General features: G+C 61.1%; 22 protein-coding genes and 1 riboswitch. Of the genes, 8 read left to right on the forward strand and 14 right to left on the reverse strand.

Annotation, left to right across the window (positions count from 1 at the left end; all coding sequences use genetic code 11):
• Positions 1 to 103: 103 nt before the first annotated feature.
• Complete coding sequence (gene rsmC / locus ACB040_RS18330; RefSeq protein WP_338773626.1) at positions 104 to 1,132, reverse strand: 16S rRNA (guanine(1207)-N(2))-methyltransferase RsmC; 1,029 nt, start codon at positions 1,130 to 1,132, stop codon at positions 104 to 106.
• A gap of 280 nt (positions 1,133 to 1,412) precedes the next feature.
• Here rsmC and dapA point away from each other — a divergent pair, with 280 nt between their 5' ends.
• A complete protein-coding gene (dapA, locus tag ACB040_RS18335; RefSeq protein ID WP_338773627.1) occupies positions 1,413 to 2,285 on the forward strand; it encodes a 4-hydroxy-tetrahydrodipicolinate synthase in 873 nt (290 codons plus the stop codon).
• A gap of 78 nt (positions 2,286 to 2,363) precedes the next feature.
• On the opposite strand, the gene ACB040_RS18340 is transcribed toward dapA, so the two are convergent.
• The gene (locus ACB040_RS18340) at positions 2,364 to 3,332 is read right to left on the reverse strand and encodes an inorganic triphosphatase (RefSeq protein ID WP_371155935.1); all 969 of its coding nucleotides are present in this window, start codon (positions 3,330 to 3,332) and stop codon (positions 2,364 to 2,366) included.
• A gap of 169 nt (positions 3,333 to 3,501) precedes the next feature.
• Here ACB040_RS18340 and ACB040_RS18345 point away from each other — a divergent pair, with 169 nt between their 5' ends.
• Positions 3,502 to 4,182: a TIGR00153 family protein gene (locus ACB040_RS18345; RefSeq protein WP_005340244.1), complete on the forward strand. Its 681-nt coding sequence runs from the start codon at positions 3,502 to 3,504 to the stop codon at positions 4,180 to 4,182.
• Positions 4,183 to 4,207: 25 nt separating this feature from the next.
• The gene (locus ACB040_RS18350) at positions 4,208 to 5,473 is read left to right on the forward strand and encodes an inorganic phosphate transporter (protein ID WP_371155937.1); all 1,266 of its coding nucleotides are present in this window, start codon (positions 4,208 to 4,210) and stop codon (positions 5,471 to 5,473) included.
• A gap of 91 nt (positions 5,474 to 5,564) precedes the next feature.
• Here ACB040_RS18350 and ACB040_RS18355 read toward each other — a convergent pair whose 3' ends face one another.
• Positions 5,565 to 8,021 carry a bifunctional aspartate kinase/homoserine dehydrogenase II gene (locus ACB040_RS18355; RefSeq protein ID WP_371155939.1) on the reverse strand — a complete coding sequence of 819 codons (2,457 nt, stop codon included), beginning with the start codon at positions 8,019 to 8,021 and terminating at the stop codon, positions 5,565 to 5,567.
• Positions 8,021 to 9,193, reverse strand: coding sequence for a cystathionine gamma-synthase (gene metB, locus ACB040_RS18360; RefSeq protein ID WP_371155941.1), 1,173 nt, complete (start codon positions 9,191 to 9,193; stop codon positions 8,021 to 8,023). Before metB ends, ACB040_RS18355 begins: the two co-directional genes overlap by 1 nt.
• Before the next feature lie 205 nt (positions 9,194 to 9,398).
• Between metB and metJ the strand changes: the two genes are divergently transcribed.
• The 3 genes from metJ (at position 9,399) to ACB040_RS18375 (ending at position 10,909) form a co-directional block, all read left to right on the forward strand.
• The gene (gene metJ, locus ACB040_RS18365; RefSeq protein ID WP_005340251.1) at positions 9,399 to 9,722 is read left to right on the forward strand and encodes a met regulon transcriptional regulator MetJ; all 324 of its coding nucleotides are present in this window, start codon (positions 9,399 to 9,401) and stop codon (positions 9,720 to 9,722) included.
• A 41-nt stretch (positions 9,723 to 9,763) separates the two neighbouring features.
• Positions 9,764 to 10,486, forward strand: coding sequence for a helix-turn-helix domain-containing protein (locus ACB040_RS18370; protein ID WP_371155944.1), 723 nt, complete (start codon positions 9,764 to 9,766; stop codon positions 10,484 to 10,486).
• Positions 10,487 to 10,570: 84 nt separating this feature from the next.
• A complete protein-coding gene (locus ACB040_RS18375; protein ID WP_279463900.1) occupies positions 10,571 to 10,909 on the forward strand; it encodes a tRNA-binding protein in 339 nt (112 codons plus the stop codon).
• 70 nt (positions 10,910 to 10,979) lie between these two features.
• Here ACB040_RS18375 and ACB040_RS18380 read toward each other — a convergent pair whose 3' ends face one another.
• The 3 genes from ACB040_RS18380 to nudE all read right to left on the reverse strand — a co-directional run bounded on the left by ACB040_RS18380 (position 10,980) and on the right by nudE (position 14,147).
• Entirely contained in the window at positions 10,980 to 12,251 is a 1,272-nt protein-coding gene (locus ACB040_RS18380; RefSeq protein WP_371155946.1) for an aromatic amino acid transport family protein, read from the reverse strand.
• A gap of 437 nt (positions 12,252 to 12,688) precedes the next feature.
• Entirely contained in the window at positions 12,689 to 13,501 is an 813-nt protein-coding gene (cysQ, locus tag ACB040_RS18385) for a 3'(2'),5'-bisphosphate nucleotidase CysQ (RefSeq protein WP_005357849.1), read from the reverse strand.
• A 37-nt stretch (positions 13,502 to 13,538) separates the two neighbouring features.
• Positions 13,539 to 14,147 (reverse strand): ADP compounds hydrolase NudE, encoded by a 609-nt coding sequence (gene nudE / locus ACB040_RS18390; protein WP_005340262.1) that lies wholly within the window; start codon positions 14,145 to 14,147, stop codon positions 13,539 to 13,541.
• Between the two features lie 144 nt (positions 14,148 to 14,291).
• On the opposite strand from nudE, the gene yrfG reads away from it, so the two are divergent.
• Positions 14,292 to 14,972 carry a GMP/IMP nucleotidase gene (gene yrfG / locus ACB040_RS18395; RefSeq protein ID WP_371155949.1) on the forward strand — a complete coding sequence of 227 codons (681 nt, stop codon included), beginning with the start codon at positions 14,292 to 14,294 and terminating at the stop codon, positions 14,970 to 14,972.
• Positions 14,973 to 15,057: 85 nt separating this feature from the next.
• Here yrfG and ACB040_RS18400 read toward each other — a convergent pair whose 3' ends face one another.
• The 6 genes from ACB040_RS18400 to ACB040_RS18425 all read right to left on the reverse strand — a co-directional run bounded on the left by ACB040_RS18400 (position 15,058) and on the right by ACB040_RS18425 (position 21,464).
• A complete protein-coding gene (locus ACB040_RS18400) occupies positions 15,058 to 15,270 on the reverse strand; it encodes a hypothetical protein (RefSeq protein WP_042084223.1) in 213 nt (70 codons plus the stop codon).
• Positions 15,271 to 15,384: 114 nt separating this feature from the next.
• Positions 15,385 to 15,723, reverse strand: a complete 339-nt coding sequence (locus ACB040_RS18405; RefSeq protein WP_371155951.1) for a DUF1294 domain-containing protein — start codon at positions 15,721 to 15,723, stop codon at positions 15,385 to 15,387.
• A complete protein-coding gene (locus tag ACB040_RS18410; protein WP_058058571.1) occupies positions 15,720 to 16,310 on the reverse strand; it encodes a sugar O-acetyltransferase in 591 nt (196 codons plus the stop codon). The genes ACB040_RS18405 and ACB040_RS18410 overlap by 4 nt, the downstream gene beginning before the upstream one ends.
• Before the next feature lie 86 nt (positions 16,311 to 16,396).
• Positions 16,397 to 17,659: an MgtC/SapB family protein gene (locus ACB040_RS18415; protein WP_371155953.1), complete on the reverse strand. Its 1,263-nt coding sequence runs from the start codon at positions 17,657 to 17,659 to the stop codon at positions 16,397 to 16,399.
• Between the two features lie 284 nt (positions 17,660 to 17,943).
• Positions 17,944 to 19,365: an N-acetylglucosamine-binding protein GbpA gene (gene gbpA, locus ACB040_RS18420; protein ID WP_371155955.1), complete on the reverse strand. Its 1,422-nt coding sequence runs from the start codon at positions 19,363 to 19,365 to the stop codon at positions 17,944 to 17,946.
• Between the two features lie 65 nt (positions 19,366 to 19,430).
• Positions 19,431 to 19,516: riboswitch (cyclic di-GMP riboswitch) on the reverse strand.
• A 265-nt stretch (positions 19,517 to 19,781) separates the two neighbouring features.
• On the reverse strand, positions 19,782 to 21,464 hold the full coding sequence (locus tag ACB040_RS18425) for a methyl-accepting chemotaxis protein (protein WP_371155957.1): 1,683 nt from the start codon (positions 21,462 to 21,464) through the stop codon (positions 19,782 to 19,784).
• Positions 21,465 to 21,740: 276 nt separating this feature from the next.
• Here ACB040_RS18425 and ACB040_RS18430 point away from each other — a divergent pair, with 276 nt between their 5' ends.
• Complete coding sequence (locus tag ACB040_RS18430; RefSeq protein ID WP_371155959.1) at positions 21,741 to 23,606, forward strand: M3 family metallopeptidase; 1,866 nt, start codon at positions 21,741 to 21,743, stop codon at positions 23,604 to 23,606.
• 84 nt (positions 23,607 to 23,690) lie between these two features.
• On the opposite strand, the gene ACB040_RS18435 is transcribed toward ACB040_RS18430, so the two are convergent.
• The gene (locus tag ACB040_RS18435) at positions 23,691 to 23,924 is read right to left on the reverse strand and encodes a hypothetical protein (RefSeq protein ID WP_371155961.1); all 234 of its coding nucleotides are present in this window, start codon (positions 23,922 to 23,924) and stop codon (positions 23,691 to 23,693) included.
• Positions 23,925 to 24,225 lie beyond the last annotated feature (301 nt).

The raw sequence follows: 24,225 nt of genomic DNA on the forward strand, positions 1-24,225 counted from the left end.
GCATAAAAACACCCCTAAAGGGGTGGTTTTTATCGTGCTCTTAGTACCTTACCAGATCCCGTATGGGGCTCTCTAGCTGTTTTCTTGTACTGCTTACACTTAATTACACTTTGCTCAGATAGACCTTGAATTTGGCATCACTGCTGATCACTTCAGTCCGTTTGAAGTGTGTCTCCAGTATAGGCTGGTAGCGCAAGAAGGCGTTGGCAACAATGGTCAGCGAACCATTTGGCAGCAAAAATTCCGGCGCCTTGGCCAGGAACTGCTCGGTCGCCGCATAGAAGGTTTTGAGACCCGCATGGAATGGCGGGTTGGAGACGATGTGCTGGAAACGGGTGGAGACATCCGAATAGACATCGGAAGCAGTGACCTTGCCCTGCAGGCCGTTGATCGCCAGGGTGCGGCGGCTCGATTCGAGCGCCAGCGCGCTGATATCCACCATGTTGACCCGCAGATCCGGATTGCGCTTGGCCAGCACAGACCCAATTACCCCGGCGCCGCAGCCAAAATCGAGCAATTCGCCCTTCATCGGTGGCACTGCGGCCAGCAGCATCTGGGTGCCGAGATCCAGCTCGGCGGCGCTGAAGACGCCGGGCAGCGCCAGCACGGTCAGTTCGGTATCACCGGCCTTGCATTGGTAGCGGCCAAACCAGCTATCCAGATTGAAAGGTTCAACCGGTTGGCTCAGCTCACTGTGATAGAGGGAGCAGCGGCGCGCCGAATCGCGCTTTATCGGCTTTTCGCCATAGGGAGCCAGCAGCTTGTCGGCGCCATTGATGCCGCCGCGGTTTTCACCGGCGAGGAACAGATCGGCACCCGCTTCCAGCAAGGGGGTCATCATGGCCAGCAGATATTGTGCCTCGGCTTTTGCCTTGGGCATCAGTAGTAACAGAGCATCGAAGCGGGGCGTTCCGCCTAGCTGGTGGTCGAACAGGATAGCCTCGCCGAGGGCGGCCTGCTGGCTGCGGTAGTAGCAGTAATCGGTGGTAAAGACGGTCAGGGTCCGGGCCAGGCTCGCCAGTTGGCGGGGGTAGTCATCCTCCAGCGCGCCGCAGACAAGTAGCCGCTTGCCGACAAAGAGGGCTTGGTTTCGTTCCAGCATCTGGCTGACGGCACTGATAGGGCTGCTCATCGGGTCTCTCCACGCAATTTTGGGCGGCCATTATACATAGCCCCTTTCGCCTTGACATTTATGCCGTGTTCCCGAAATATGCCCAGACACCATTTTTTGACCAGAGATGACGAAATGCGGTTCAACGGGTTGAAACGAAAGCACAAAAAAAGCCTGAAATTCGGGCCTGCCGACGTTCGCGCGTAACCTCTCATCCCTGAGAAGCTTCAAACCCCGGTTGCGCACATCGTACCGGGGTTTTTTATTGCCATATGCGCGTCATTTAGGAGAAGGAGATCCCATGTTTCAAGGTTCAATCGTTGCGTTGATTACCCCGTTTCGACAGGGAAAGCTGGATGAAGAGGCGCTGCTGCGTCTGGTGGAGTGGCATATCGAACAGGGCACTCACGGCATTGTGCCGGTGGGCACCACGGGGGAAAGTCCGACCCTGACCCATGACGAGCACTGCCGGGTGGTGGAGCTGGTGGTCAAGCAGGTCGCAGGTCGCATTCCGGTGATTGCCGGGGCCGGTTCCAACAATCCGGTCGAAGCCATCGAGTACACCCTCCATGCAGAGCGGGTGGGGGCCGATGCCACCCTGCATGTGGCCGGTTACTACAACCGCCCCAATCAGGAGGGGCTCTACCACCACTTCAAGGCGGTACACGATGCCACCGCCAAGCCGATCATCGTCTACAACATCCCGCCGCGCGCCATTGTCGATGTGCAGCCCGCCACTCTGGCCCGTCTGGCCGAGCTGCCGCGTATTGCCGGGGTGAAAGATGCCACCGGCGATCTTGCCCGCCCCTGGACCGAGCGCCAGCTGATCAAAAAGCCCTTCGCCTGGCTCTCCGGTGAAGATGCTACTGCCGTGGCCTACAACATCGGCGGTGGTCAGGGCTGTATCTCTGTGACCGCCAACGTGGCCCCCAAGCTGGTAGCCGAGGTGCAGAACCTCACGCTGGCTGGCAAGTGGCAAGAAGCGCGTGAGCTGCAAGACAAGCTGATTCCGCTCCATCAGGCGATGTTTGCCGAGCCGAGCCCGGCCGGTGCCAAATATGCCGCTTCCCTGCTCGGTTTCTGCAGCGAGGAGTGCCGCCTGCCGGTGATGCCGCTGTCGGACGCGACTCGCGAGCGCATTCGCAGCGCCATGCAGCAGCTCAACCTGCTGTAATGCAAAACGGGTGAGCCAAGGCTCACCCGTTTTGTTTCCGGTCTTTATTTTCGACCTTTAGTACCGGTATGGCCACGCTCAGTCTGCGTGATGCAGCCATGCGACGATGGCCAGCTGCAACTCGACATACGCCGGATAGAGGAAGAGATCGGCCAGCTCGGCAGGCCACTCGTCATGCTCGTCCGACTGGGCTTGCAGATGGGCTTGCAGGTTGGTCAGGGCGGGTAGCCAGAGCACTGGTTGTGGCAGCGCGGCCGCACTGCGGGCGACCAGATCGATCCCCTGGTACAGGGCCGCGAGTGCCTGCTGTTGAATGCCTTCATCCTGCGGATACTCCAGCCAGAGCTGCTCGTGATGCTGCCAGTGGCGCAGCCCTTCGCTTACCCCCGTTATGCCATCCATACCTTCATGTTCGACCAGCGCCTGCAGGGCCAGCGGTTTGCCAAGACCAGCCAGTCGATAGCCGCGCTGGGCCTTGGATTGGGCGCCGAGGCGCAGCCCGCCGAGCTTGGCGAGGCGTTGGGCCAGTGCAAACAGGGCTGTGGTGGCACCGGATTTGAGCTCCAGTTCCAGTTCGTTGATGGTGGTGCTGCCCTGACTGCCGACTATCTCTCCCTGATCCCAGGCCAGCTCAATCTCGGCGTTCTCGAAGGCGATCAGCCAGTGGCGACGCAGGAAGTCGGTGCGAAACTGGGCGACCAGCTGCTGCTGGATGTGGTCGCGCTCGGTCAGGGTCGGCCAAATCTCATCGGGAAAGGACGAGAGGGTCGGCAGATCGCTGCTGACGGGGGCGTTGTACTCGGGTCTGGCGTGCAGGCCGCCCACCACCTGGCCGCGGCATTTGATGGTCTGTTCGGCAAAGGCATCGCAGCGGCGGATCCGCAGTCCCATCTCCAGCTGGCGCAGAGCCAGGGTCGGCGTATCGAAATAGACGTTGCCGAGCTGCTGTTGTGATGATTCTTTAATCTCAAGAGAATTCAGCAGGTTGGATAACTCGGGTTGAATGTCGCGGGCGACAAAAAACTTTATCTCGATCTCAGTTTGCATAGTCATTCCGGGCTGGCAGGCAACTTTGGGGGGCAGGATTCGGGTCGCGGGGATATAATGCCCGCGAGACGACTAGATTAATTCGCGGTTTAATTGAGGGCGCAGTTCGGTTACCATGCGCGCCTCATAAAATCGTATCGAGTGTTTTTTCACCGACACAGGTTTGGCCATGCCAGTAAATACTATTTTGGGGCTTTTTGCCAAGTCCCCCATCAAGCCGCTGCAGAAGCATATCGTCAAGGTTCACCAGTGCTCCCAGCAGTTGGTTCCCTTCTTTGACGCCGTTGCCGAAGACCGTTGGGAAGATGCCGAGAAGATCCGGCAGCAGATCGCCCAACTGGAAAAAGAGGCAGATACCCTCAAGCGTGAAATCCGTCTGAAACTGCCTCGCGGCCTGTTCCTGCCGGTTGCACGTACCGACCTGCTGGAGCTGTTGACCCAGCAAGACAAGATTGCCAACCGTGCCAAGGATATCTCCGGCCGCATGCTTGGTCGTCGCATGGAGTTCCCCGCCGAAATGCGGACGGATTTCATGGCTTACCTCAAACGTTGTATTGATGCGACCGCTCAGGCCGAGAAAGCGATCGGGGAGCTCGACGAGCTGCTCGAGACCGGCTTCAAGGGACGGGAAGTGGAAATGGTTGCCGAGATGATCCACCAGCTGGATCTGATCGAGGACGATACAGACACCATGCAGATCGGACTGCGCCAACAGCTGCAAGCGGTTGAGCACAATTACAATCCGATCGATGTGATGTTCCTTTACAAGATCCTCGAATGGGTAGGTGACCTGGCAGATCAGGCCGAGCGCGTAGGCGCCCGTCTGGAACTGATGCTGGCTCGTTCGTAATCGACTGACTGGGTAAACACTACTAATGGACATTATCGCGAATTACGGCACCACTCTGGTGCTCGTGGCGGCCTTGTTCGGCTTTTTGATGGCTTGGGGTATTGGCGCGAATGACGTGGCCAACGCCATGGGCACATCGGTCGGCACCAAATCCCTGACCATCCGTCAGGCGATCATCATTGCCATGATCTTCGAATTTGCCGGTGCCTATCTGGCCGGTGGCGAAGTGACGGCCACCATCCGTAACGGCATCATCGACAGCAATGCGTTTGTCGATAGCCCGGACCTGCTGGTGCTCGGCATGATCGCCTCCCTGCTGGCGGCAGGCGCCTGGTTGATCCTCGCCTCCTACTTCGGCTGGCCTGTTTCCACCACTCACTCCATCATCGGCGCCATCGTCGGTTTCGCTGTGGTGAGCATTGGCCCGGAAGCGGTGCAGTGGAGCAAGTTTGGCGGCATCGTCGGCTCCTGGGTCATCACCCCGGCCATCTCAGGTGTCATCGCCTACTTCATGTTCATCAGCGTGCAGAAGCTTATCTTCAACACCGATGATCCCCTGAACAACGCCAAGCGCTATGTGCCGTTCTACATGTTCCTGACTGCGCTGGTGATCTGTCTGGTGACCATCAAGAAGGGGCTGACCCACGTCGGTCTGCACCTGAGCGATGGCGAGGGCATTCTGCTCTCCATCACCATCTCCATCGCAGTGGCGTTTGCCGGCTGGATCTACATTCGCGGCCAGAAGTACAACCCGCAGGATGACAGCAAGATGCACTTCGCCAACGTGGAGAAGGTGTTCGGCATCCTGATGGTGATCACCGCCTGTGCCATGGCCTTTGCCCACGGTTCCAACGACGTGGCCAACGCCATTGGCCCGCTCTCTGCGGTGGCCTCTATCGTGGCTTCCGGTGGCGAGATTTCCAGTCAGGCTGCCATTGCCTGGTGGATCCTGCCGCTGGGCGGTATCGGTATCGTGATCGGTCTGGCGACCATGGGCGAGAAGGTGATGGCGACGGTCGGTACCGGCATCACTCACCTGACCCCGAGCCGTGGTTTTGCTGCCCAGCTGGCCACTGCCGCGACCGTAGTGATTGCCTCCGGTACCGGTCTGCCCATCTCCACCACCCAGACCCTGGTCGGTGCTGTGATGGGTGTCGGTCTGGCGCGCGGTATTGCGGCGCTGAATCTGGGGGTACTGCGCAACATCGTGGTCTCCTGGATCATCACCCTGCCTGCCGGTGCCATCCTGGCTATCGCTATCTTCTACGTGCTGCAGGCCTGCTTCTCCTAATCGAAGCGGCATTCAGCAAAAAGCCCGAGTCATCGACTCGGGCTTTTTTATTGTGCGCGGGAGAGAGGTGCTGCTCCCTTTGCAATCTGCCTTAGAGGCTGGCGCAGATCTGCCACAGATCGTACTGGATAGCGGCGGCGGTCACTTCCCGGCCAGCCCCCGGCCCCTGGATCACCAGCGGGTTGGTGCGATAGCTGTCGCTCTCGATGGCGAAGATGTTGTCGCACGGCAAGAGGTTGGCAAACGGGTGATGGGGCTCCAGCGCCTCCAGTCCGACCCGCGCCTTGCCATCATGCTCGAAGCGGGCCACGTAGCGCAGCACCTTGCCGAGGCGCTTGGCCCCTTCGAAGGCGGTCTGGATCGGGCCATCCAGCTCTTTCAGTCTGTCCATGAACTGATCGGCGGTCACCTTGCGCAGCGTAACGGGCACCAGATTCTCCAGCTCGATATCGGCGGAGTCGAGCTCGAAGCCTGCTTCCCGCGCCAGAATAAGCAGCTTGCGCCGCACATCCTGACCTGAGAGGTCTTCGCGGGGATCCGGCTCGGTCAGACCGTGCTGCCACGCCTCGTCCACCAGCTCGGAGAAGGGGCGGGTGCCGTCATACTGCTGGAACAGCCAGGAGAGGGTGCCGGAGAAGATGCCGGAGACCCCCTGAATGCGGTCGCCGCTCTGGCGCAGCATCTGGATGCTGGACTGGATCGGCAGCCCGGCGCCCACGGTGGCGTTATAGCGCCACTGCACCTGATGGTCGCGGCAGGTCTGCTTGATGCGCTGGTAGAACTCGCTGTCTGCGGCACCGGCAAACTTGTTGGCGGCGATGATGTGAATGCCGAGCTGGGCAAAGTCCGGGTAGTAGCGGCTCACCGTCTCGCTGGCGGTCATGTCCAGCGCAATCAGCGCATCGAAGCCGTGCTGCTCAAGCTGGGAGAGCAACTCCGGCCAGATCAGCGGTTTGGGGTTGAAGTTGTCCTGTACCTTGAGGGGGTTGAGTCCCTCTTCATCCAGCAGGCCGCCTTCCGAGCTGAACACCCCGTAGAGGGTGAGCGCCAGATTGAGTTCATGTTCCAGCCGTGCTTTTTCGCGGGCATAGAGGCTTAGCCAGTGGCCGCCGATATTGCCCTTGCCGAACAGCACCAGACCGACCCGGGTCGGGCGGCTGAAGAGGGCGCTGTGCAGGGCGATGAGCAGCGGCTCAAGCACTACCTGACGCAGCACGGCCACCAGACTCAGGCCATCTCGGGCCACCTGTACGAACTCCAGCGGTTGATCTGCCAGCAGCTGATAGAAGCGATGACACTGCTCCGCGTTGTCGGTGACACCGGCGCCGACCAGCGCCACCAGACTGAACCCCTCTTTCTGGATGAGGCCGGTGAAGCTCCCTTGCAGCTGGAAGTCGCGCAGCAGCTCAAAGGCGCCTTGTGCCACCTCGAGGGTGTAGGCAAGACGCAGGATCCGGCGATCCGGCTGGCGCTGCAGGGTGAGCGGGTTGAGGCGGTGACGGGCCAGATGGGCCTCGATGGTGGCCACCGTCTGTTCATAGTTGGTTTGCGGCAGTACCTTCAACTCGATGAGGGCGATCTGATCCACCGAGGAGACGATGCGGGCGCCGCCGGAGCGGGGGGCGCGGCGCAGGATATGGGTACAGCCCTCGTCCGGGTTGTAGCTGCAGCGCAGGGTGAGGCGTTGGCGGCTGTCGGCCACTGGTTGCAGGGTACGGGAGTGCAAGACCGAGGAGCCAAGGCGGGCCAGCTCGTTGGCTTCCGCGAGGCTCAGGCGCTCCAGCAGACGCGCCTCCTTCACCCGGCGCGGGTCGGCGCTGTAGACCCCGGCCACGTCGCTCCAGATGGTGGTGGATTCACCGTCCGCCAGCAACGCCAACAGGCTGGCGCTGTAGTCGGAGCCGTTGCGACCGAGCAGCAGGGAGCGCCCTTCCATGTCGACAGCGATAAAGCCGGTTACCACGATGCGACCGGCATGTTCGGCCAGCCGCGCCTTGAGCAGTTCGCTGGAGAGGGCGGTATCCACCTTGACCAGAGCGCCATCCTCGGCGCGCAGGAAGCTGCGGGCATCGAGCCAGATAGCCTTGTCGCCTCGGCTGGTAAGCAGGGCAGCAAGCAGGCGCGCCGACCACACCTCGCCAAAGGCGAGCAGGCCGTTGCGGGCGAAGCGGTCAAACTGCCCCTCCAGCGTTTTGGCGATCAGTTGCATGTCGTCGGCCAGCTGCTTGCTCAGATCGAGCTGCAGTTCACCCTCCAGCAAGCCGTCGATCAGGCTCTGCTGATAGGCCTGCAGGGCAGAGATGGCTTCACCGGCGGCTTCGTCCCCCGCTTCGGCCAGCTCCACCAGCTGGATCAGCCGGTTGGTGGTCTTGCCGGCGGCGGAGACCACGATCAGTTCATCCCCGCCCACCTGTTGTTCAACGATGCTGGCGACCCGGCGATAACAGACCGGATCCGCCAGACTGCTGCCACCAAATTTGTGGACGTGACGTCGCTTCAATCCTGCTTCTGCTGCCACCGCGATCTCTCCTTGTTGCTGCTGTTCCATTACTTCGCTACCTGTTCTGCCTGCTGCGCCTGTTCAAAAGCCTGAGCCAGATCGGCCACCAGGTCTTCACCGTGTTCAATACCGACCGACAACCGCAGTAGCTGGGCGCTGATGCCTGCTGCCTGCTGCGCCGCCGGGGTCATGGCCCTGTGGGTCATGCTGGCCGGATGGGCCACCAGACTCTCCACCCCGCCGAGGGACTCGGCCACCGAGAAGAGGGTGAGGGCCGCGAGGAAGGCGCGGATGCCCTCCTCGCTGCAATCGAGTTCAAAACTTAGCATGGCGCCGAAGCCGGACTGTTGACGGCGCGCAATATCGTGGCCCGGATGGCTCGGCAGGCTGGGGTGATAGATGCGTTTCACCAGCGGCTGCTGTTGCAGGAAGGCGAGGATGCGGTCGGTGTTCTCCTGATGGGTGCGCAATCTGGGGGCCAGAGTGCGCAGACCGCGCAGGGTGAGGTAGGAGTCGAACGCCCCGGAGGTGAGCCCCAGACAGTTGGCCCACCACACCAGCGACTCGGCCAGTGCTGCCTCCTTGGCAATCGCCACTCCGCCCACCACGTCTGAGTGACCGTTGATGTACTTGGTGGTGGAGTGCACCACCACGTCGGCACCGAGGGCCAGCGGTTGTTGCAGCAGGGGGGAGAGGAAGGTGTTGTCCACCACCACCTGTGCACCCACCTCGTGGGCCGCGCTGGCAATGGCGCTGATATCCACCACCCGCAGCAGCGGGTTGGAGGGGGTCTCGACCCATACCAGCGCAGGCTTTTGCGCCAGTGCGGCGGCCAGTGCGGCCTCGTCACCCTGATCGACAAACTGCACCCGGTAGTGGCCCTTGGCCGCCAGATACTCAAACAGACGCCAGGTGCCGCCGTAGCAGTCGTGGGGGGCGAGCAGCAGATCCCCCGCCTTGAGCAGGGCTGTGGTGACCAGATGGACGGCGCCCATGCCGGTGCCGGTGACCACGGCGCCAGCGCCCCCTTCCAGCGCCGCCAGCGCGTCCGCCAGATTGGTGCGGGTCGGATTGCCGGAGCGGGCATAATCGTATTGACGGGGCTCGCCAAAGTCGGCAAAGGTGTAGTTGCTGGAGAGGTAGATGGGGGGCACCACGGCACCGTGTTGCTGGTCTGTCTCAATCCCGGTGCGAACCGCCAGGGTGGCCTTGTGGGTCATATCACTCTCCTTGATGTCTCTTCACACGCCGGCATCTTGCTGCCACGCGCTATCCCGCCATTGCGGGCTCATGGACAACCACACTACGCCAGCTTAAAAAAGCCGTCAACACTTCCAGACGTCTAAATGGCTTTGCTGTTGGATTGCCATTAATTTCCTTAAGGGTTAAAATCCGCGCTCACGGCTAAATGAGAACAGGTGAGTCATGGGAACAGAGTGGAACGGCGACTACGTCAGCCCCTACGCGGAACACGGTAAGAAGAGCGAACAGGTCAAGAAGATTACCGTCTCGATCCCGCTCAAGGTGTTGAAAGTGTTGACCGATGAGCGCACCCGCCGTCAGGTGAACAACCTGCGTCATGCGACCAACAGCGAGCTGCTCTGTGAAGCCTTCCTGCACGCTTTCACCGGCCAGCCGCTCCCTTGCGACGAAGATTTGCGCAAGGATCAACCGGACAGTGTCCCGGCCGAAGCGCGCGCCATCATGGAAGCGCTGGGCAAAGAGATCGAAGATTTCGACAAGGAATAACCCCCAATGACGCGGCCCTGGCCGCGTCATTGCTATCTGCCATGTCCCGCTTCAGCCTGCGCCACTATCACCACCACGTCTGCAGTCATAGCCACGACTTTGCCCAACTGGTGATCCCCCTCGATGGCCCCCTCGAGATCGAGGTGCAGGGCCGGGGGGGCAGGCTTGCCCCCGGTTCTGCCTGCGTCATCGCCCCCGGCGAGCGGCACGACTACGCTGCCGATCCCGCGCTTTCGTTTCTGGTGCAGGAGAGCGACTGGCTACCCGGGGATCTGGCGGCCTGCCCCTTTATCGAGCTGGATGAGCCCCAGCGCCACTACCTCGCGTTTCTGCACCGCATGGTGGCCGAGGGGCGGCAGGTGGCGGGCATGGAGCAGGTGTGGCTCTCCCTGCTGGCTGAAGGGCAGGGGATGCAGAGCGCTGTCATTCCACGCCTTGCCGCCCGCATCCTCAAGGTGCAACGCCATATCGATGCCAACCTCGCCGCCCCGCTGACCAATCAGCAACTCGCCGCCATCGCCTGCCTTGGCCAGAGCCAGTTCAAGCTCGCCTTTCGCCAGCAGCTGGGGATGAACGTCTCCCACTACATTCGCAGTCGGCGCATGGCACTGGCGCGCACCCTGCTTGCCGGTACGCAACTACCCGTTGGGGAGATTGCCAGCCGCTGTGGCTACCAGAATCAGGGGGCCTTCGGCGAGCGCTTCCTGAGTGAGACCGGGCTCACTCCGTCCCTTTGGCGCCAGCAAAACGGCCGCCTGCCGTAACGAAACGGCTGATCGCCGAAGACGGGATGCTCTCTTTGGGCCATGCTGCGGGTCATGCAAGGTGCACGATAAACAGGAGCCGTAATGGAGACGATTAGCTGGCAGGATTTCGAGATGGTGGAGCTGAGGGTGGGCACCCTGGTGCGGGTTGAGCCGTTCCCCGAGGCGCGCAAACCGGCCTACAAGGTGTGGGCGGATTTTGGTCCCGAACTGGGGATTCGCAAGAGCAGTGCCCAGATCACCGCCCTCTACCAGCCAGAGCAGCTGGTGGGCCGCCAGATCATCGCCGTAGTCAACTTCCCGACCAAACAGATTGGCCCGTTTCAGTCGGAGTTTCTGCTGACCGGTTTCTACCGGCCGGATGGCGTCGTGGTGATGGCCATTCCCGAGCGGGCGGTGGAGAACGGCGCCAAGCTGGGCTGAGTTCACACCCGAACAGAGACAAGAGAGGCGACCCAAGGTCGCCTCTCTTTTTGTTATCTGCTGCGAGTCGTTACTTCAACAGGCTGAAGATCAGCGCCGATACCGCCAGCGAACCGGTCAGCAGGATAAAGCCGTTGGTCCAGCCGTGACGGAAGCGGGCCAGCGCCTCCACCTTGTAGATGGCAATCACCGGCATGATGAACAGGATCATGGCGATGACCGGGCCGGAGAGGGTCTCCATCAGCCCCAGAATGCCCGGGTTGATGACGGCGGCGCCCCAGATGGCGAAGAACATCAGGGCGATACCCAGCTTGTCCGCCTTGGCAAGCGGTAGGCCGGTGGGCTTGGCGATCAGGCTTTTGAGGCTTTCGCGGGCACCAAGGAAGTGGCCGAGGAAGGAGGAGCTGATGGCGATAAAGGCAATGAGCGGCCCCAGGGTCACGATCACCGGGTTGTCGGTGATGTTGGCTAGATAGGAGAGTACCGAGACGTTCTGGGCCTTGGCTTCAGCCAGCTGGGCTGGCGAGAGGCTCAGCACGCAGGAGAAGACGAAGAACAGCACGAAGCCCACCAGCATTATTGTGGTGTTGCGCAGGATCAGGCCGCTCTTGGCTTCCGCCTGCTCGCCATATTCACGGCGCTGCACGTTGGCAAAGCCGGAGATGGCGGCGGCGTGGCTGAAGGCGAACACGGTGACCGGCAGCGCCAGCCAGACGGTGTTGAGGAAGCTGACCCCTTCAAACGCCGTCACTTCCGGCCATTGCCACTGAGGGATCAGGTAGCAGGAGAGCGCCGCCAGAATGGCCGCCAGCGGATAGACCATAAAGGCGAAGGCACGCAGCATTGCTTTCTCACCCGCCAGCATCACGGCGATCATGGCAAACACCAGCACGCCGGAGAGCATCACCCGATCCGGAGCCGCCATGCCGAGCTGGTTGACCATAAAACTCTCCACCGTGTTGGTCAGCCCGACCCCGTAGATGAGCAGGATCGGGAAGATGGAGAGGAAGTAGAGCGCCGAGATGAGGCGACCGGCCATCTTGCCGAAATGCTCCTCCGCCACTTCGGTGAAGTCGGCGTGGGGGCGTGACGAGGAGAGCACGAAGCGCGCCAGCCCGCGGTGGGCGAGGAAGGTCATGGGGCCTGCCAGTACCGCGACGATAACGAGGGGCCAGATGCCGCCCAGACCCAGATTGATGGGCAGGAACAGGATGCCGGCGCCAACGGCGGTGCCAAACAGGCTGATGACCCAGTGGGTGTCGTGACGGCGCCAGCGGGTGGTGCTGACCGTGGTGGAGCAGGAACCGGATAGCTCCTTGGTAGCCTCTACAGATAAACTCATTACTAATTCACTTTTTGTTAGTGTTTTAATCTGAGTTCATTGTGGTTTATCGGGATTTAATTCTCAAAAAGCGAGACTGAAACATATCACTGCCATTGCGGGGTTTAGCCAGCGAGATTGGGAATGGAATCTGGATCGCAGAATGAAAAAAAACTGATATTTGTGATTTTTGTGAAATATAAAACCAAAATTTGATCTACTGTCATTTTTTTATTTTGGCTAATCAGGTGTTTTCAGAATTACGTGAAAAATCGTACCATTTCTCGCCGACCGATTGTGATGTTTCACTATCATTTTGCCGCTTTGCCAGCGTATCACGCTGTTCAAGAGCGCCTTGACCAGCGGATCACACCGGCTATCACCCCGGACAACGACTCTGAAAAAGCAGGCGGCCATCGGGCCGCCTGCTTGTCTGGTGTGATGATATTGCTACTCGTCTAGTGGGCCAGAATGTTGCCCCAGGCGAGATCCGGATCCCCCATCACGATAAAGTCAGGGTTCTCCAGCGACTCGGTTTCGTTGTAACTGAGTGGCTGCAACGCCAGGCTGAGGATACGGCCACCGGCTGCCTCGACGATGCACTGGGCGGCGGCGGTGTCCCACTCGCCGGTGGGGCCGAGTCGCACGTAGCAATCGGCTGCACCTTCCGCCACCAGACAGGATTTGAGGGAGCTGGAACCAAGCGGGATCAGCTCGTAGTTGATGGCCGGGTTGAGACGGCGGGTGAGGTTTTCCAGCTTCTGGCGGCGGCTGATGGCGACCACCAGCGAGTCGGGCTGGTCATGTTCGTGGTGCATGGCGCTGATGGGCAGTACCTCGCCATTCACCTCCTTGAAGGCGCCGTAGCCGCGCACCGCCCAGTAGAGCACGTTGGACTCGGGAGCATAGATGACCCCGAGCACCGGCACATTGTCCCGCACCAGGGCGATCAGGGTGGCGAAGTCGCCGCTGCCCGCGATAAATTCGCCAGTGCCGTCGAGGGGATCCACCAGCCAGTATTGCCGCCAGTTGGATCGTTGGCTGAAGGGGATGTCGGCCGCCTCTTCGGTCAGCACCGGCACATGGGGGGTGAGCGCCGAGAGCGCCTGTTTGAGGTAGGCATCGGCAGCAAGATCGGCACTGGTGACCGGAGTGGCATCCTCCTTCAGCTGACGCTCGAACTGACCGCCGTGATAGATGTCGTGAAGTATCCTTCCGGCTTCGCGGGCAATCTCCTTGACCCCCGGCACCCAGGCCAACAACTCCTGCATCTCGTTATCCTCTGTCTGTTAACTGCCCGTCTGCGGGCTACTCTGCCTGCTCCGCCAGCCACTTCTGGGCCAAGAGCAGGGCACTGATGCTGCGCGACTCGGTGAAGTCGGGCCGCGCCAGCAATTCATCGATCCGGTTGAGTGGCCAGGGGATCACCTCCAGCGGTTCGGGTTCATCGCCGATCCGCTGTTCGGGGAAGAGATCCCGCGCCAGTAAAATGTCCATCCGACTGGAGAAGTAACCGGGGGCCAGCGACACCTGCTTGAGCAGGGTCAGGCTGTTGGCGCCAAAGCCCGCCTCCTCCATCAGCTCCCGGTTGCCCGCCTCGAAGGCATCTTCACCAGGGTCGATCAGCCCCTTGGGAAAGCCCAGCTCGTAGGAGTGGGTGCCCGCGGCATACTCGCGCACCAGCAGCAGGGTGTGGGCATCGAACAGCGGCACCACCATGACGGCGCCCCGGTTGCCGCCGCGCATCCGCTCGTAGACCCGTTCTTCGCCGTTGGAGAATTTTAGGTGTAGCGATTCCACCTTGAACAGTCGGCTCTCTGCGACGATATCGGCTTTGAGGATCTCCGGCTTGCTCTTGGGGTGATCCAGTTGGTCGGCTGAGATGTGCTCGGGTTTGCTCTTGTGGGGGTCGCTCATCGGACGCTGGCTGCTCGTTAAAAAATCGTGCTTCAAGAGTAAACGACTCTCACACCGAACACCACGGGCCAGGGATGGCAAAGGGGGAGGAAAAATCCGTTATACTGCCGCCCCGTTTTCCGAGATCCGCGCTCAAGAGGCCCGATGCCACACTCCTGCTCCACCACCTTGCCTTGGCACCAGATTGATACCGTCTTGCTCGATATGGATGGTACCCTGATCGATCTGCATTTTGACAACCACCTCTGGCAGCAGCTGGTGCCGGTGCGTTACGCCGAGCGGCTCGGGCTGCCACTGGATGAAGCCAAAGCGCAGATCGATGTCCACTATCATGCCGTCAACGGCACCCTCAACTGGTACTGCGTGGATTACTGGAGCGAGACCCTGGGGCTCGACATCCGTGCCCTCAAGCAGGAGCTGCTGGCGAAGATCCAGTGGCGTCCCCACGCCATCCCCTTTCTGGCCGAGCTGCGCGCCGCGGGCAAGCAGCTGGTGCTTTTCACCAATGCCCACCCCGCCAGTCTGTCGGTGAAGGATGCGCAGCTGGGACTAAGCAACCATCTGGATCTGATGGTGAGTACCCACGAGCTGGGCTGGTCGAAGGAGAGCCAGCACTGCTGGCAGGCACTGGCCGAGCGGCTGGCGTTCGATCCGGCCCGTACCCTGTTTGTGGATGACAGCGAGCGGATCCTGCGGGCCGCCGCCGACTATGGCATCGGCTATCAGCTGGCGATCCAGAATCCGGACAGCTGCAAGCCGGAGCAGAGCATTACCGCTTTTCCGGCGATCCGCGACTACGCCGAGCTGCTGCCACTGGCCATCTGAATCTGTTCAAACGGAATCTGTTCAAACGAGAGAGGGCTGCATCGTGCAGCCCTCTCAGTATCTGAAACCCCTGGCGGTGAAAAAATCACAGCTCCCGGAACGGACGCCGTTTCTCTTCCTCTATGACGATCGCCTCCAGATTGGCGACCCGCTCCTGCAACTCTCTGATGATCATATCCTGCTTGCCGAGGCGGTCGGTGATGCGGGCATCCCCCATCTGATAGCGGGCCCGTTTGCCGAGATATCCGAACAATACGCTGATAAATACGATCAGGACTATGCCTGTCCACATGGTCATGTCACGACTCCTTGTCGTCTATAAACGGCGAAAACGCTGATGGGATCCGTTCTGTTTTCTCACAGCCGCCAATTGGTCGCAATGGGGCCCTTTTCGCCTTTGTGATGCAGTTGGCTATTGCTGCCAGAGCGGTCGACCGACCCAGAGCGCCCACAGGGTGAGGTGCAGCAGCACGATAAACCAGAAGACCAGCCGGTAGCTGCGCTTCTGGGTCTTGTGACGCATCCACTGGCGGGCCACCAGTGCGCCCGGCCAGCCGCCGCACAGCTCCAGCAGATGGAGCCTCGATTCGGGAATGCGCCACTCGCCCCGCACCGCTTGCCGCTTGTCCCAGGCGTAGGCGGCTACCGTCAGCAGGCTCATGAAGAGCAACACGGCCAGCGGCCACCACTGCTGCTCGCCGAGGCCGAGCCAGAGGGCGGCGCCCAGTGGCAGCAGCGCCAGCGCCATCACTGGGCCAGCTCCCAGCAGCGCTCCTCGTCCTGCTTGAGGGTGCGGATCACCTTGGCCGGATTTCCCACCGCCACCGAGTCGGCCGGGATGTCGCGGGTGACCACTGCGCCTGCGCCAATGATGGAGCGCGGCCCTATGGTGACGCCGGGGCAGATGATGGCACCGCCGCCAATCCAGCAGTCGTCACCGATCCGCACCGGCTTGTTGTAGGCGGTCCAGTTGCGTCGCTCCAGATAGTTCATGGTGTGGGTGGCGGTGTAGATCTGCACGTTGGGGGCCAGCAGCACATGGCTGCCGATGTGCACTTCGCCCACGTCGAGAATGGTGACGTTGAAGTTGAAGAAGGTCTTCTCGCCGATATGAATGTTGCGGCCGAATTCGCAGGTAAACGGCGTGCTGATCCAGCAGGAGTCGGGGCAGTGGCCAAAGAGCTCGCGGCAGATCTGCTGGCGCAGAGGGCCATCGCCCGCCGATGAACCATTGAGCCGGGCCAGCAGCGCCTGACCGCGGATCCGGTCGTTGGCTATCTCCTCGCTCTGGCTATCCAGTGCCCCGCCTGCCAGTACCTTGTCCCAGTCGCTCGCCATTGCTTCCTCCCCATGCTGCAAGAGCAGGCAGTATACGTGACTGTCAGGGGCGCCGTCAGTCTGTCACTTATTGCAGGTGATCCCCGTCAACCTGCGGGCCAGACGAGGGGCAGGATCAGCAGGGCCGAGACGAAGTAGGGCAGCAGCACCCGCAGCCCCAGACTGCGACCGCCGATGCCAAGGGCCAGCAACCCCTTCACCAGCGAGTTGATCAAACCGGCGAGCAGGATGCCGCGGGCAGCCACCTCCAGCGCCAGCTCCTTGTGGGAGAGCTGGGAGAGCGACAAGGTGATGGCGTCCACGTCGGTGATCCCCGACACCAGCGCCAGAAGGTAGACCCCCGAGTTGCCCACCTTGCTCTGCAACAGGGTGGCCATAAAGCCGATCAGTGCCAGCAGCAGGCCGAACTTGATGGCGGTGGCCAGATCGAGCGGGTTGCTGGTTTCCGGCTGTACCGGGCCGTCGGTCAGCTCTTCGCGCTGACGCCAGAACCAGAAGGCAAAGCCGTAGACAGTGGTGGCCAGCAGCAACAGGGGGGCGACGAGGCGCATCGCCAGCTCGCTGTGAATGAGCAGCACCAGCACCAGCAGCCGCAGCCACATGGTGGCCCCCGCCAGCAGGATGCCGGTAGCCAGCAGTCGCTCCAGCCCGCCCTGCTCCTTGTTGAGGCGGGCAAACTGCAATGTGAGGGCGGTGGAGGAGGCCAATCCCGCCAGTATGCTGGTGAGTACCAGCCCAGCGCGGGTGCCGAGCAGCCGCACCGCGAAGTGGCCACAAAACGAGATGCCGGCGATCACCACCACCATCAGCCAGATCTTGAAGGGGTTGAAGGCATCGAGGGGCCCCATCTCCTCGTTGGGCAGCACCGGCAGCAGCACCAGAGAGATAAGCAGAAAGCGCAGGGTGGCGTGAAACTCGGTCTCGCTGAGAAACAGCATCCCCTGCTGGATCTTGCCCTTGAGCCCCATCAGCAGGGCGGCCAGCACGGCGCAGGCGACCGCTTCGCTCGGGCTCAGCAGCACCGACATCAGGCCCAGCAGGTAGGTGAGCAGCATAGCTACCGAACTGGTGAGGCCGAACTCCCCTTGCCAGCGTTGGGCCAGCCAGACCGAGAGGCCGCAGCCGATCACCACCGCCAGCAGGCCGAGCAGTGGCAGCCAGGGGCCCAGAGTCGGCAGCAGCAAACCGCAGACCCCGCCAAGCAGGCCGATAAGGCCGTAGGTACGCATCCCGGCGATGCGCTGGTTATCCCCCAGCTGGCGCACCTGCCAGCCCCGCTCCAGTCCAATGATAAGGCCGATGGCCAGCGAGACCAGGGCTCCGTTGACGGGTTCGGCATTGATCCACATGGCGGCTTCCTTTTCGCGTCGTTGCTGCCTGATCCCATGATGGCACAGCGAGCAAGGGGGCAGAGGGGCATGGCTCACAGAGTCTGCGTCCGGCTCCCGATGCGAGTGGCCGATATGAGCAATAGAGATGGATCGCGAGCACTGCACAAGAGTCGTACAGGCTATCGGGGAGGCGTTATGGGCTGCTAGCCCGCCATCGACGTCCAGATTTGAACGGGGATAGAAGACAAGAAGGGGAGCCAATGGCTCCCCGTTTTATTGATGGCGTCATGACCCGCTGCGGATCACTTCAGCTCAATCCAGGCTTCTTGCCAGTGGGAGCCGATGCCCGGCTCGAACTGGGTGGCGGTGGTGGCCCACTGCACGCAGTAGCCGCTGTAGGGGAAGGGCTTGCACTGATAGACCTTGCCATTTTTCGGCTGCTGCACCTTGGTGCCGGCGGCATAGGATTTGAGCGAGTTCGGGAAGACGAAGTCGTATTCGCCGCTGCTCTGCTCCTTGAACATCAGGTCCATGGTCTGCTGGATGGTCTCGCCGCCCGCTTTCGGGGTGGCCTTGATCACCAGCTGGTGGTGACCTGCCTTGAGCCCTTCCAGCGCCATGGTAAAGGTGTGGATGCTGTCCTTGATGTCGGCACTGCTTTCACCTTTGGCGACGCCGCCGTGGTCATAGAGGGTGTTGGTGACGGCCAGATCGCCCTGTGCGGTGACGGTGAAATCGAGGGTTGCCTTGCCGTTGTCCAGCACATAGTCGCTGGCCAGACCGCTGACGCTGATACTGTCCACTACCGGCGGCTGCAGCTGTTGCAGGTCAATCTCGACTCGATCCAGTTTGCTGTCTCGATGCAGATAGACGGGGTTCATGCCGTAGATCGGATTGAACTGGCCATCGGCTCCTTGCTGACCTGCACGGATCTGGCTCTGCTCTGCGTTGATCTTGCTGGCGAGGGCATGGGTCCAGTTGTTCTTCTGGCCCTGTTCGGCGGTGGCGATGGTCAACAAGGTCTGCAGCTCGGGGCGCTCGCCGTTGGCATCGAATACCCGGGTCATCGCCTTGTCACCCACTGCGAGATCGATGGAGGGGTAGATGGTGCCTGCCTGGCTCCACTCCAGCGGCGGCTGGCTGCCATCTTTGAACTTGGCGTCGATGATGTTGTAGAAACTGTTGCTGGTGTCGCCCACTTCCCACACGCCGAGGATCAACTGATAACCGGTGCGCTCCGGCAGGACACAGTTGTGGGTCACCTGCTTGGGCGGCTGCACCATGTTGCCGTCGATGACGCAGAAGGGATTAAGGTCAAACGAGGCACGGGTGAGCGGCTGGTTGGGGTTCCAGTCCTGCTTGGTGAGGTAGTAGCGCCAGTTGCGAGTGACGTGGTTGGCGGTGAAGGTCCAGCTGATGGCGAAGGGGCCGGGCTGTACTTCACGCTTGGTCCAGCGGTCGCTGGTCTGGATGTTCAGCTCGCTCCAGCGCGGGCTGCCCGCCGAGGCGATTTGACCATCCTGCGGGCCGGTTTGCGGGAAGCCTGATGGGCCCTCCACGCTCTGGGGCTCCCACTGCACGCCGCCACACTGGCTGTTGCCACCGGTTTTGCACAGGTAGTTGCGACTCTCTGGCTGGTTGATGTAGCCATGAGCCAGGGCGCTACCGCTGGCCAGCAGGGCCAGCACCGTTGCGATGTGATTGAGTTGGATTTTTGCTGCCATACATTCCTCTGTTCGATAGATGTGGGCAGTCAGTTGGCCGGGGAGTTCCCCGATGCACACTTGCGTGTGGCAACCCCGCTATCCTGGACAAAACGTCTGTAGACCGGAGGCTTTGCGTCCCGACCTTTCGGTCAGTTTGCCAAATGACTAGATGGTTAGTGATGGGCCAAATATTCGGCCGTCAGCATTGTGCACTGCATTGATTAATTATTTGAAGTTAAATGTTTAAATGCGCCATTCAATGGCGCGAAAATCATTCTAACTGGCTGTTTTTAAATTGTTCTCTTATCTGTGAATGGCACCGATTAACGTTGAATATGCCGATAAGATGCATGTTGATTGCGAGTTGCTGACGTAAAAAAAACCTGCCAGCTTGGCTGGCAGGTTGGGTGACAAGGCGACACGGATTGACGCCATCAATGACGGGCGCGCTGCTCTCCGGAGGGGGGAGACAGGGGCGCCATCATCGGCGCAGTGGAGGACTCCTTACCCAGTTTGAACACCGCAAGTCGCTCATCCAGGCTGCGGGAGAGACCGGCCAGCAGCTCGCTCTCCTGCGCCAGTTGCGAGGCGGACTGGGACATCTCCAGCGCCGAGTCATTGATGCCGCTGACGTTGCGGTTCATATCCTCGGCCACCATGCTCTGCTGCTCGGCGGCGGTGGCGATCTGGGTCGCCATGTCGCTCACATGCTGGATGTGGTTGACGATCAGGGTGAGATCCTGCCCTGCCTGCTGGGACTGGTTGACGCTGCTCTCCGCCAGTTTGCGGCTGGTATCCATGGCGTTGGCGGCGGTGACAGCCCGTTGCTGCAACTGGGCAATGGTGCTCTGGATCTCCTCGGTGGATTGGCGAGTCCGGCTGGCCAGCTGGCGCACCTCGTCGGCCACCACGGCAAAACCGCGGCCCTGCTCACCGGCACGGGCTGCCTCGATGGCGGCGTTGAGGGCCAGCAGGTTGGTCTGCTCCGAAATGGCGCTGATGACGGCGGTCACTTCGCTGATCTGCATCACTCCCTCTTTGAGCTGGTTGACCTGCTGGGTGGCCTGCTCCACCTCGGTGGCCAGCGCCTTGATGCCGTGCACGCTGGCGTGAACGTCGCGGTTGCCGAGGCCCGCTTCACCGGTCGCTTCCTGGGTATCCCGCGCGGTATTTTCGGCGTGCCCGGCCACATCGGAGATGGTGGCGCTCATCTCGTTCATGGCGGTAGCGAGTTGGGCCAGCTGATCCCGCTGGCTGGTCACCGCCTGATTGGTCTGCTCGGCAGAGGCGGCGATGCGCAAGGCGGCATCTGCCACGTTGCGAGCTCCCTGGCTGGCCTCCAGCAGGGCGTGACGGATGGCATCGAGACTCTGGTTGGTGCAGCGGGCGACCACTCCCAGCTCATCCTTGCCCTGTACCGGGATGCTCACCACCAGATCCCCCTTGGCGACCCGCTGCATGGCGTGGTTGATCTGGCTGAGGGGGGAGACGATGGAGTGGGTGATGCGCCAGCCCAGCAGCCCCATCAGCAGGATCACGATGGCGGTGGCGGTACCCATCTTCATGTACTGGGCCCAGATGGTCTGCTGAATATCTTGCAGCAGCATGCCGGAACCGAGGATCCAGCCCCAGGGCTGATAGCCGGAGACCATGGATAGCTTGTCGGCGGTCTCACCCGACGGGCCGACCCAGACATATTGCAGAGTGCCCTGTCTGCCCCCTTTGGCGATATCCACCATCTGATACCAGAACTGCCCGGCGGTGGCGGCACCTCCTTCACCCATCTTCTGGCCGACCAGTTCGGGACGGATGGGGTGAACCACCATGGTGCGGTTCTCGTCGATGACGAACAGGTAGTTGTTGCCATCAAAGCGGGTGTTGGTCAGCAGCTTGCGCGCCTCCTGCTGGGCCTGCTCTGCTGGCAGGGTGCTGGCCAGAAACTGGATCTGGCTCATGGCCTGCTCCAGTACCGCATTGAGCCGCGCCTCTCGCTCGCTCATCAGATTGCGCTGGAGCGCGTTGGCCGAGATAAGTAGCAGCGAGACAAAACCGACAAACGCCAGTGCGAGCAGCAAAATCAATTTGCGGCTCACGGTAATATCACCGAGCTTGAACATGACTAAACCCTCATTTCCCTGTTGATTTTATGTGGCTCTGTACCGCGGCAGCCAGTTCGTAAGAGTTAACAACTCATTTACTTTCAGTCTCTTGCCGACCTTTCTCAAATGAGCGTTTTAACATCAGTATAGTCAGCAGACAGCACCCCCCACTTTTTGGTAGCGTGTTGATGCGCATCCCTGCGCAATTTTTGCCAAAGAGTGTGAATCATTTGGCATTTCACTAAAAAAAGGAGTGGGCCCCGCTGCGGGTGACCCCATAACAAGAGGGAATTTATGAGTTCCATTGCCAGGAATTACTTCAACCAGCTCAACGCCGACTACCTGCAGGTGCACAGGCGCAAGGAGGATCTCTTCTGGTCCACCTATATGGGCACCAGCGATGATCAGGCCGGTTTCACCACGGCCGAGCAGGCCTACAAGGCCTTTTGTGCCAATCCGGCCCGTCTGCCCGAATTACGGGAGATGCTGGTGCAGGCCGACGAGGATGACCTCAAGCGCGGTCTGCAAGGCTGGATCGCCTTCTTCGAGTGCAATGTGATTGAAGATCCCGCCGCTGCCGCCCTGATGGATGAGCTGGTAGCCGCCGAGGCGGAGCTGTTCGCCCGCCGCAAGGGGCTGAAACTGACCCTGCTGGATGAGCAGGGCCAGCAGGTCGCAGGCAGCCTGCCCGCCGCCAGCACCTCCCTTGCCGCCAGCCCGAGCGAGGCGGTGCGCCAGAGCGCGCTCGCCATGTTCCACACCCTGGAGCGGTGGGTGGTCGGCAACGGTTTTCTCGAGGTGGTGGCGATCCGCAACCGCTTTGCCCGCGCCATGGGCTATCGCGACTACTTCGGCTACAAGGTGCGCAAGAACGAGCAGATGAGCCCGGAGCAGCTGTTCGCCATCCTTGACGACTTTATTGCCCGCACCGATGCCCGCTTGCACCAGAGTCTGGTCGAGCTGAAGGCCGCCAAGGGCGAGGCGGCCCTGCTGCCTCACAACCTGCGTTACAGCGTGAGCGGCGACGTGACCCGCCAGCTCGATCCTTACGTGCCCTTCTCACGGGCGTTGCGGGATTGGGTCGAGAGCTTCCGCCGGCTCGGCATCCAGTATCGTGGTGCGACCCTGACGCTGGATTTGCTGACCCGGGAGGGGAAATACGAGAACGGCTTCTGCCACGGTCCGGTACCGAGCTTCTTCCAGCAGGGGGAGTGGGTGCCGGCGGTGGTCAATTTCACCAGCCTGGCTGATCCGGCGCAGGTGGGCAGCGGCTGGAGTGGCCTCAATACCCTGTTCCATGAGGGAGGCCACGCCGCGCACTTTGCCAATGTCACCGGCAACGCCCCCTGCTTCTCACAGGAGTTTCCGCCCACCTCCATGGCCTATGCCGAGACCCAGTCGATGTTCTGTGACAGCCTGCTGGACGATGCTGACTGGCTCAAACGTTACGCCAGAAATGCGGCAGGAGAGGCTGTTCCCGATGCCCTCATCAAGGAGATGATCGCCGCCCGCCAGCCGTTTCGCGCGTTTAACGAGCGCCAGATCGCGTTGGTGGCCTACTTCGAGCGGGATCTCTACGCCATGGATGAGGCCGAGCGCACCCCCGAGGCTGTGTTGGCGCTGGCCCGCCAGTGGGAGCGCAAGATCCTCGGGGTCGAGAGCCCGCGCCCGCTGCTGGCCATTCCGCATCTTCTTAATCAGGAGTCGGCCTGCGCCTATCACGGCTACCTGCTGGCGCTGATGGCGGTGGAGCAGACCCGCGCCTACTTCCTCAAGCGTGATGGCTACCTCACCGACAACCCGCGCATCGGGCCGGATCTGGCCGTCCACTACTGGGGGCCGGGCAACGGCATGACTCACGATGAGACTTTGCGCAGCCTGACTGGCGAGGGGTTTAGCGCAGTGCCGCTGGCCGAGGCATGCAACCTGAGCGCTGCTGAAGCCTGGCAACAGGCTAAGGCCTGCATGGCCGCCGCCCAGCAGCGCCCCGCGGCGGGTGAGGGAAGCCCGCTCGATGCCCATATCCGGGTGGTACACGGCGCCGAGCTTATCGCCGACAACAGCGAGTCGGAAACCCGCATGCTGGCCGATTTCGAAGCGTGGATTACCCGGCGCTACTTTGCTGGAGATGTCAGAGAGGAGTTGAGCTGCGTGCAGTAAGTGATGTGATGAAGGCCGGCTTGTTATGAATAGGCAATTGGCAGGCGGGGAAACCTTCCTGCCATTCTTTTTGCTCATTGTTTACTACTCATCGATGACCTTTTTTCCACAATTTTCACAGATGGTGTGGCGTTCAAAGCGATCCATGTTGGCCAGAAAGGGGCCGGCGGCCCAGCCGGTAATGAAGTCCTTGATAAACGCTTTGCGCTTTTGCTCTGGTTTCACCTCTTTTCCATAGGATTCGTCGACCAGTACTACGACATGGTTGGTCTCGCGCTGACAGCTGGGGCAGACGCGTTGTTCGGTGGATGAAAGCAAGGGGGACCTCCTTGTCTGGAAGAGTGGGCAGCAGGTTTTCCGCCGCAGATATGTAACGTCCCCATTTGATTCCTTTTTCTGGCAGGTCGTCAATCACAGCGGAGATGGATTGTGCGCCATCTCCTGTGAAGAGGGGCGAGCCAACAAGGGTGATCACGAGGGGCCAGTCGGCCCCTCTTTTGTTTCCGTTTGTCACACATTGCCACACAAGCTTCCCCCTCTGGCAAAGTCTTGTGACCGGACGGATGTGTAATGGTGCCATCAGCAGGGAGATGAGGCCCTGCCGCGATGGAACCGGGGG

Origin of the sequence: Aeromonas sp. S11(2024) (assembly GCF_041402345.1) — a bacterium.
Classification (GTDB): domain Bacteria; phylum Pseudomonadota; class Gammaproteobacteria; order Enterobacterales; family Aeromonadaceae; genus Aeromonas; species Aeromonas veronii.